The 8,798-nt window shown below is 69.5% G+C and carries 6 protein-coding genes and 2 pseudogenes; 2 read left to right on the forward strand and 6 right to left on the reverse strand.

Going from position 1 to position 8,798, the window contains the following annotated elements:
- Window positions 1-108: 108 nt before the first annotated feature.
- Together FCI23_RS16995 and FCI23_RS17000 are read right to left on the reverse strand one after the other, a co-directional pair.
- The gene (locus FCI23_RS16995) at window positions 109-1,605 is read right to left on the reverse strand and encodes an efflux RND transporter periplasmic adaptor subunit (RefSeq protein WP_169316820.1); all 1,497 of its coding nucleotides are present in this window, start codon (window positions 1,603-1,605) and stop codon (window positions 109-111) included.
- Between the two features lie 311 nt (window positions 1,606-1,916).
- Window positions 1,917-2,174 (reverse strand): annotated as a pseudogene (locus FCI23_RS17000) (SRPBCC domain-containing protein); the annotation flags it as partial.
- Between FCI23_RS17000 and FCI23_RS17005 the strand changes: the two are divergent.
- Together FCI23_RS17005 and FCI23_RS17010 are read left to right on the forward strand one after the other, a co-directional pair.
- Window positions 2,167-2,360: pseudogene (locus tag FCI23_RS17005) on the forward strand (LysR family transcriptional regulator); the annotation flags it as partial. The pseudogenes FCI23_RS17000 and FCI23_RS17005 overlap by 8 nt on opposite strands.
- A gap of 317 nt (window positions 2,361-2,677) precedes the next feature.
- Window positions 2,678-3,205, forward strand: coding sequence for a metallophosphoesterase family protein (locus FCI23_RS17010; protein WP_136724749.1), 528 nt, complete (start codon window positions 2,678-2,680; stop codon window positions 3,203-3,205).
- A 64-nt stretch (window positions 3,206-3,269) separates the two neighbouring features.
- Here FCI23_RS17010 and FCI23_RS17015 read toward each other — a convergent pair whose 3' ends face one another.
- The 4 genes from FCI23_RS17015 to FCI23_RS17030 all read right to left on the reverse strand — a co-directional run.
- Window positions 3,270-5,408 (reverse strand): RICIN domain-containing protein, encoded by a 2,139-nt coding sequence (locus FCI23_RS17015; RefSeq protein ID WP_136724832.1) that lies wholly within the window; start codon window positions 5,406-5,408, stop codon window positions 3,270-3,272.
- Between the two features lie 124 nt (window positions 5,409-5,532).
- Complete coding sequence (locus tag FCI23_RS17020) at window positions 5,533-6,888, reverse strand: GH1 family beta-glucosidase (protein WP_136724833.1); 1,356 nt, start codon at window positions 6,886-6,888, stop codon at window positions 5,533-5,535.
- Between the two features lie 55 nt (window positions 6,889-6,943).
- Entirely contained in the window at window positions 6,944-7,783 is an 840-nt protein-coding gene (locus FCI23_RS17025) for a carbohydrate ABC transporter permease (RefSeq protein WP_136724834.1), read from the reverse strand.
- 16 nt (window positions 7,784-7,799) lie between these two features.
- The coding region (locus FCI23_RS17030; protein WP_246143763.1) for a carbohydrate ABC transporter permease at window positions 7,800-8,798 on the reverse strand (999 nt) is incomplete at its 5' end.

Consider the following 8,798-nt stretch of genomic DNA (forward strand, 5'->3'; position numbering starts at 1 on the left):
CAGCGCTACGTTTTGGTAAGCAGCGTGCGTTCATCCTCGATCGTCGAGGAGTTCGCGGGCCGCATCTCCTGGGGGCGGTTAGATGTTGCGTCGGCCCACCACGTACTCTCATCCGCCGCCGCCGGGACGGACCCCGCCGCCGCCGCCACCGCGGGTGCCGCCCAAGCCGCCCGGGAAGGCGCCGCCTGGGAAGCCGCCCGTCCCGGTCGAGGAGACCGTGGTGATCTGGACCTGCTCGCCCTGGGCCAGGCCGCTGGTGATCTGATCGTCGGTGTCGCCCTCCACGCCCACCGTCACGCTGGTGCGCTGCGTGGTGCCGTCCGCCTTGACCACCGTCACCGTGCGGTTCGTGCCGGTCCCGCTCACCGCCGCCGTCGGCACGTACAGCGCACTGGAAGCCTCGCCCGTAACCACCTGGATGCCGGCGCTGAGCCCGGTCCTGAGGTTGGTGGTCGGGCTGGTGATGTTGAGCATCGCCGCGTACTGCACGGCACTGCCCGAGTTGCTGCTGCCGCCGCCCGAGCCGGATCCGCTGGTCGCGGGCAGGGAACTGATCGACAGCACAGTGGCGTTGAGCGCCGTTCCGGGCTCGGCATTGAGGGTGACCGTGGCCGCCTGGCCGGGCTGCAGTTTGAGCGCGTCGGCCTCCGAGAAGTCGGCCGTCACCTGCATCCCGGTCGGGTTGGTGATCACCACGAAACCCGTCGGTGTGGCCGAGGAGCCAGTGGAGCCACCGGAACCGGAGGTCGAGCCCGAGCCGGAACCGGAGACGCTGCCCGTGCTGGAGACCGTCTCGCCGACCTTGCCGGCCACCGTTGCCGCCGTGCCGCCGACGGGGGAGATCAGTACGGTTCCGGCGACCGCGCGCTGCGCCGCGCTCACCGCGTCTTGGGCCCGGATCAGCTGCGCCTGGGCTTGGGCGAGTTGGACCGGGTCCACGGACGCGGACGGGCTCGCCGTGGTGTTGGTGGCGACCGCCTGGACGAAGGACACGTTCCGGGCCCCGGGACTGCTGGCGCCGCTGGGACTGGCCGAGGCACTGGACGTAGGGCCGTGCGTGGCGCCGCTGGGACTGGCCGAGGCACTGGGCGTAGGGCCGTGCGTGGCGCCGCTGCGCGTCGGCACCGACCCGGACGGCTGCGCTGCGGATCCGCCCGTGCCCGCCGAGGCGCCGGTTGACCCGCTTCCCGATCCGCCGCTGCCGGACCCTCCGCCGGAGCTGCCGCTGGACCCCGTCGAGGTGGAACTCGCCTGACCAGCCTCGACCTTGCTGAGGTTGGCCTGGGCCGCCGTCAGCGACGCCTGGTCCTGGGTGAGCGTCTCGTTTGCCGCGGTCGCGTCGACCTTGGCCAGCACCTCCCCCTTGGTGACCTTGTCACCGGGCTTGACGTCCACTTCGGTGAGCTGGCCGCCGGTGGTGAAGTTGACTCCGAGATCGCTCGGCGAGACCAGCGCCCCGGAGCCGGACACCATCGCCAGCACCGTGCCCTTGGCGACCGCCACCGCTCGCGTGCCGGTAGGCGCGCGAGTGCCAGTGCCGCTGCTCACCCCCGCATAGGCACCGCCGACGGCCGCAAGGAGCACAACGCCCAACACCGAGTTCATCAGGGCAGCCTTGCGCCGCCGTGGAAGCACCTTCATGAGTGGGGAATTCTGGCTGCCCGCCCCTTTGAATCCCTGGAAGGAACCTGGGAGTTCTCTGGGAGCCCGGCCTTCGCGAATACCTCACTAACTCGGCCGAAAACGCCAAACCACACCAGCGATCGTCGCCTTCTGCGGCCCTGCGCCGCACCACTTCCCCGGGAACTCACGGCCAATTCCCAGGCAACGTCCACACCGATGCGGTCAGTACTCCAGCAGTAGATCGCTATCGCCGCTGTGTAGCGGGCTGACGGTTCGTCATCCGACCCGGGCGCTCAGCCCTGGTCCAGTGCTCCGGCGGTCTTGTTCATCACTCGTTGCCAGTGCGTCCGCTGCCGCTCGCGTTGCTCGGCGCTGGCCATTCGCTCCTGGTGGACGCGGAGCATCGTTCTGGCCCCGTCGGCGGCGGAGGTGAGGGCGACCTGGACGGTTGTGGTGCCGTAGGTCACGCGGATTCGGTCTCCCGGCCGGTATCCACGTACCTCGCCGGTGATGCCTGAGGCCGTCCGATACGGGGCGCCGCGCGCCGCCGTACGGATCATGGAACCGCCCTACGAGGCCGTGCCGCTCCAGGAGGCGCTGTGGTGGCACCGGTCCACACGCACGTCGCGGCGCACATCTGGCTCCGGGAGACCGCCGCGCGGGTCGGAGCGGAAATGGCCGAACCGGCGGAACCGACGGCGGAGGCCGCGCCGGACGCCCATCCAGGGCAAGAATGATCCTCATCCGGCATATCGATCGGACGGGGCCGTGACTTCGTGGGATCGTCTTCGTTTCCATGGTGGGCTGCAAGAAGCCCCGTCGAGTCAACCACGGCGAGGCTCCATACCTTCGGGCCGGGAGCTACGTGGCAGCGCGCTGGCCAGGCATCCAGCCTGGCGGTGCGCCTCTGATCGGCAGAATTCGGTCATGCACCGCAGCAACCCCGGATGAGACCCGACCCGCGAACGAGCGGCCCAAGGACCACGCCGGAGCACCGCGACTGCATACCGGACCATCCCATCAAGACTTACGGTATGGCCCTTAGCGTGGAAATGTGCGACTGCTGCTGATCTCCGACACCCACCTGCCCAAACGTGCCAAGGCGCTCCCCGAGGAGCTGCTGGGCCGGATCGCCCGCGCCGACGCCGTGATCCACGCCGGGGACTGGGTGGACGCCGCCACGCTCGACCTCCTGGAAGCCCGCGCCGCCCGGCTGATCGGGGTGTACGGAAACAATGACGGCCCCGCGCTGCGCCGCCGCCTCCCCGAGGTGGCCCGCGCCGAACTCGGCGGGCTGCGCTTCGGCGTCGTCCACGAAACCGGCCCGGCGCAGGGCCGCGAGCGGCGCTGCGCCGGGCGATTCCCCGATCTGGACGTACTGGTCTTCGGGCACAGCCACATTCCCTGGGACTCCACAGCTGCCACGGCCGGGGGCGGGATGCGGCTGCTCAATCCCGGCTCGCCCACCGACCGCCGCCGCCAGCCGTACTGCACCTACATGACCGCCGAGGTGGCGGACGGCACACTGTCCGAGGTCACATTGCACCGCCTGCCGCCTCGCCACCCGGCCGGGCGGCGTTGAACCGCCGGTCCGGGCCGTCACGCACCCTCGGACGTGACGGCCCGGACGTGTTGGGAACGACGGGTTACGGATACGCGGTCAGGTCGGCCACGTTGGTGCTGGAGTTGGACGGCCCGCCGGTGCTGTTGATGACATGGCTGATGGTGCCGACACCGCCCAGCGAGACGGTCACCATGTCGTGGAACTTGACTCCCGACACGGTAGGCACCTCGAAGGCGTGATCGGCGACCACGCTCGAGTTGGAGCTGAAGTAGCAGTAGCTGCCCAGGCCCCACGCCTCATGGGTGGTGACGGAGGCGGCGACCTTGTACGCGGGGTAGCCCTTGGCGGAGCCGTTCATCCAGGAGGCCTGGTCCGGCGGGTCGTAGGGCATCTCGTTCTGGAAGAAGTACGTTCTGCCGCCGTTGCCGTTCCAGAGCACCTGCGTCTTCTGGAAGTGCTCGACGAACAGACCGTACGCGGTCACGTTGCTGCCGTTGACCACCAGACCGGTGTCCGCCGTATTGGTGGTCCAGCCGACCGTGCCGGAGTTGCCGTGGTCGGCCCGCCAGATCCAGGTGTGGTCGATGATCGCGTTGCTGCTGTTGATCACCAGCGACTGGGTCGCCTTCCCGACGGTGGCGCCGCCGATCCGGAAGAAGACGTCGGACAGCTGCGGCGGGTCGGCCGCGTGGCTGGCGGACGAGCCGGCCGGGCCGATCTGCATCAGGGTCTGGGAGTTGGTGGTACCCGCGTCGATCAGCAGGCCGGCCAGCTCGATGCCGTCGGCGTCGGCGGTGCTGACTGCGGTGATCCCGCCGTCCGGCACGAGGGTGGCGAGGCCCATGCCCAGCACCACTGTGTCGGGGCGGGTGATGTTCAGCGTCTGGTTGAGGTGGTAGACGCCGGGGGTGACCAGCAGGTTCTTACCCGCCGCGAGGGCCGTGTTCATGTCGGACGCGGTGGCGCCCGGCTTGACGATGTAGAACTGGTCGATCGATATGGACTTGCCGGCCGGGGTCTTGCCGCTCCACGTGGTGCCGGAGGCGTTGGTCTGCAACCCGGGCACGAACACCTGGTAGTTGCCCGAGCTGTCCACGTACAGGAACGGCTTCTCGCGGATCGTCGGCGAGGAGCTGACGTTGGTGTACGTCGGGAAGGACTGGGCGGGCGCGCCCTGGTCGCCGACGAAGACCATGTTCCAGTTGGAGCCGGACCAGCTGCCCATCTGCGAGTCCCGGGTGAGGAACTGCTGTTGGGAGCCGGACTGGATCTGCCCGTCGACCTTGGTGTCGGCGATGAAGCCGCCGCTGGACCAGCCGCCGTCGTCCAGCGCGAGGTTGCCGCGGACATGCATGCGACGGTACGGGGCTGCCTGGGATACGGCCCAGCGGTCGGTGCCGCCGGTGGGGTTGACGGACATGTTCTCGGCATCACGCCAGAAGTTCTGGGTGGCGTTGCCCTGGAACCAGTCGGCCTCGGCGTGCACGGCGCCGTTGATCGTGACGTCGTCCGGGGACAGCCCCAGGCCCGCCACCTCCGTGTAGAAGCCGACGTTGGCGTTGGCACTGTACGTGCCGGGCTTGAACAGCAGCGCCTGGCGGGCGGTGCCGAACTGGTTGGTCTGCTGCTGGGAGAAGACCGAGTCCAGCTTGGACTGGATGGAGGAGGCGGACATCGACGGGTCGAAGACGGTGACGTTCGGGCCGAAGTCCGGCGTGCCGGGCGGGTTCGTGACAGCCGCGCCCAGGCTGAAGGACTGTGCCGCGCTGCCGTTGCAGGTGTACTGCTGCAGTTGGACGCTGTCGGCGGTGGAGGCGCTGGGCACGTCCAGGCACTTGCCGCTGTTGCGGTTGACGAAGTGGTACGAGCCGTCCGACTCCACCACCGGCAGCCACTGCTGGTTGGTGCCACCGCCGTACGCCCAGAGCTGCAGCAGCGCGCTGTCGGCGGTGGAGACGCCTGTGACATCCAGGGCCTGCGCCGTGTTGTTGCCGTTGTTCACACGGTAGTAGCCGCTGTCGGTCGCCTGGAGCTGCCACTGCTGCGCGGTGCTGCTGTTGCAGGTGTACTGCTGCACGGCGGTGCCGTTGGCGGTCGCCCCGGACCGGGCGTCCACACACTTGCCGCTGCCCTTGTTCACGACGGTGGTCAGGCCCGTCGGCAGGGTGGCCGCGTTCGCGGCCGGGGCGGCGGCCAGGGTCAGGGTCAGAGTGGAGACCATGGTGGTCAGGAGTGTGAAGGCGGTCAGCAGTGAGGTTCGGACCATAGTGGGCGAATGTCTCATATACGCCTGCCTCATATGCAGGGCTCCTTCGAGGTGGGGGGCGGAGCTGTGCGGGGGTTCTTCAGGCCGCGCGCTGGGCGCGGAGACGGTGGGCGGCGATGATGTCGGCGTAGCGGCGGCCGCTGCCCTTGACCGTGCGCTTCTGGGTGGGGTAGTCGACGTGGACCAGTCCGAAGCGCTTGTCGTAGCCGTACGCCCACTCGAAGTTGTCCAGCAGCGACCAGGCGAAGTAGCCGGCCAGCGGGGCGCCGCGGCGTACGGCCCGGGCGCAGGCCGCCAGGTGCTCCTCCAGATAGGCGCTGCGCTCCGGGTCGTGCACCTGGCCGTCCGGGCCGACCGTGTCGCGATAGGCGCTGCCGTTCTCGGTGACGATGAGGCGCCGGGCGCCGTACTCCTCGGTGAGCCGCACCAGCAGCTGCTCCAGGCCGTCGGCGTGCACCTCCCAGCCCATGGCGGTGAGGTGGGCGCCGGGCGTCGGGACCTGCCGGGTGTACGGGACGCCGCCGGTGGGGTGGTCCGCGACCACGTCACGGAAGTAGTAGTTCACGCCCAGCCAGTCCAGCGGGACGGCGATGGTCTCCAGGTCGCCGGCGCGGACCGGCAGGTCGACGCCGTACAGGTCGAGCATGTCCTGCGGGTAGCCGCGGCCGTGGATCGGGTCGAGCCACCAGCGGTTGACGTGTCCGTCGGCGCGTAGGGCGGCGGCGTGGTCCTCCGGGCGGTCGGTGGCGGGCTCGCTGGGGCTGAGGTTGTTGACGATGCCGACCCTGGCGTGCGGGTTCGCGGCCCGGATGGCCTGGACGGCGAGGCCGTGCCCGAGGTGCAGATGGTACGAGGCCCGGACGGCCGCCGTCAGGTCGGTGAGGCCGGGGGCCATAACGCCGTCGAGGTGGCCGATCCACGCCGAGCAGAGCGGCTCGTTGAGAGTGGCCCAGTCGGTGACGCGGTCACCGAGGGCTTCGGCGACGACGGCCGCGTACTCGCCGAAGCGCAGCGCGGTCTCGCGGGCCGGCCAGCCGCCGCGGTCCTGGAGCGCCTGCGGGAGGTCCCAGTGGTAGAGGGTGGGATACGGGGTGATGCCGGCTTCGAGGAGGCCGTCGACCAGCCGGTCGTAGAAGGCCAGGCCGGGGGCGTTGACCGGGCCGTCGCCCTGCGGCAGGACGCGTGGCCAGGCGATGGAGAACCGGTAGGCGTCCAGGCCCAGTTCGCGCATGATCCCGATGTCCTCGGGCCAGCGGTGGTAGTGGTCGCAGGCGGTGTCGCCGGTGTCGCCACCGGCGGTCTTGCCGGGGGTGTGGGAGAAGGTGTCCCAGATGGACGGGGCTCGGCCGTCCTCCGCCACCGCTCCTTCGATCTGGTACGCGGCGGTGGCCGCGCCCCAGAGGAATTCGGCGGGGAGGGCGCTGAGGTCGTTCACGGGCTGCCTTTCGGTCACGGTTGGATCGGAACGCTGAGGGACGGGGAGGGGTGCGTCATTTGACGGCGCCGGCGGTGAGCCCGACAACGAGATAGCGCTGCAGGAGTAGGAACCCGGCGACCACGGGGACGCTCACGACGAGCGAGGCGGCCATGATCTGGTTCCAGTACACGTCGGTCTGGGTGGAGTAGCCCTGCAGGCCGACGGCGAGGGTGCGGGTGGCGTCGTTGGTCATGACGGAGGCGAAGAGCACCTCGCCCCAGGCGGTCATGAAGGCGTACACGGCCACCGCCACGATGCCCGGCACCGCGGCCGGCACCACGACCCGGAACAGGGCGCCGAGCGGACCGCAGCCGTCCGTCAGCGCGGCCTCGTCGAGGTCGCGCGGGATGGAGTCGAAGTAGCCGACCAGCATCCAGATGGAGAAGGGGAGGGAGAAGGTGAGATAGGTGAGGATCAGGCCGCCGCGGCTGCCGTAGAGGGCGATTCCGGTGGAGTTCCCGATGTTGACGAAGATCAGGAAGAGCGGCAGCAGGAAGAGAATGCCCGGGATCATCTGGGTGGACAGGACCGTCACGGTGAAAAGGCGGCGGCCCGGGAAGCGGTAGCGGCTCACCGCGTAGGCGGCGAAGACCGCCACGACGACCGAGCAGACGGTCGCGGTCACCGAGACGATCACGGAGTTGAGGAAGTAACTGGCGAGCGGGATGGTGTGCCAGATGTCGATGTAGGGGCGCACGGTCAGCCCGCTGGGGATCCAGTGGAAGACGCCCTGCACGTCCTGGAGCGGCTTCAGCGAGGAGCTGAGCATGACGTACACGGGTGTGAGGGTGAAGACCGAGAGCAGGGTGAGGACGATCCGCCGGGTCCACACGAAGGAGCGGGGCGACGCCATGGGAGAGACGGGGGCGTTACGCATCGGCTTTCCTCCCCCGGGAGGTGGCGATCAGATAGCCGGCCGTCACCAGGAGCAGGAACAGCAGCAGGAGCACCGACATCGCCGAGCCCGTCCCGAAGTTCCAGGTCACGAAGGACGACTGGTAGATGTGGATGGAGATCAGGTCGGCCGCCTGCGGCGCCGAGCGGCCGAACAGCACGTAGGGCGTGTTGAAGTCGTTGAACGTCCACAGGAACAGCACCAGTACGAGCACCTGGTTGACCGGGCGCAGCGACGGCAGGGTGATCCGGCGGATCTGCTGCCAGATGCCCGCTCCGTCCACCGACGCCGCCTCGTACAGCTCGCGCGGGATGTTCTGCAGCCCGGCCATCAGGCACAGGAACGCGAACGGCCAGGACCGCCATACGGAGACGACGACCAGCGCCGTGAAGCTGTTGTCGCCGATGAGCCAGAACGGCTGGCCGGAGGTGAGGTGCAACTGGTCGTGCAGCACATGGTTCACCAGGCCGTTGTCCCGCTGGAACATGAACGCCCAGGTGATCACGGCCGCGTAGACCGGTAGCGCGTACGGCACCAGGAAGACCGTGCGCAGCACGCCCCTGCCGCGGAAGGCGTCCTGCATCAGGATGGCGGCGACCGTGCCCACCAGCCAGGAGAGCCCGACGGCGAGAACGGTGAACATGCAGGTGACCCAGAAGGAGTGCAGCAGGGCCTGGCCGACCGGGGCGTTGAAGTTCACCGCCAGGCGGTAGTTGCCCAGGCCGGCCCAGGGCGCCGTCGACCAGTCGCGGATGAAGAACTGGGTGAGCACCCTGAAGCTCATCACGATGCCGACGACCATCGGCACGAGGTGGATCAGCAGCTCCAGGACGAGCGCGGGGAGCAGCAGCAGGTAGGGCAGGCCACCCTGGCGCACCCGGTCGGGAACGCGGAGCCGGCGCTTGCGGGGGGGCGCGGGTCGGGCGGCCTCCGGAGCCGTTTCCGGAGGCCGCCGGTCGGGGGTGGTGACAGT

This window comes from Actinacidiphila oryziradicis (genome assembly GCF_005047355.1).
GTDB lineage: Bacteria > Actinomycetota > Actinomycetes > Streptomycetales > Streptomycetaceae > Actinacidiphila > Actinacidiphila oryziradicis.

Excerpts from the sequence above, each read along its gene's own strand:
- FCI23_RS16995 (WP_169316820.1), bottom strand. The coding sequence starts at position 1,605 with ATGAACTCGGTGTTGGGCGTTGTGCTCCTTGCGGCCGTCGGCGGTGCC.
- FCI23_RS17015 (WP_136724832.1), bottom strand. The coding sequence starts at position 5,408 with ATGGTCTCCACTCTGACCCTGACCCTGGCCGCCGCCCCGGCCGCGAAC.
- FCI23_RS17025 (WP_136724834.1), bottom strand. The coding sequence starts at position 7,783 with ATGGCGTCGCCCCGCTCCTTCGTGTGGACCCGGCGGATCGTCCTCACC.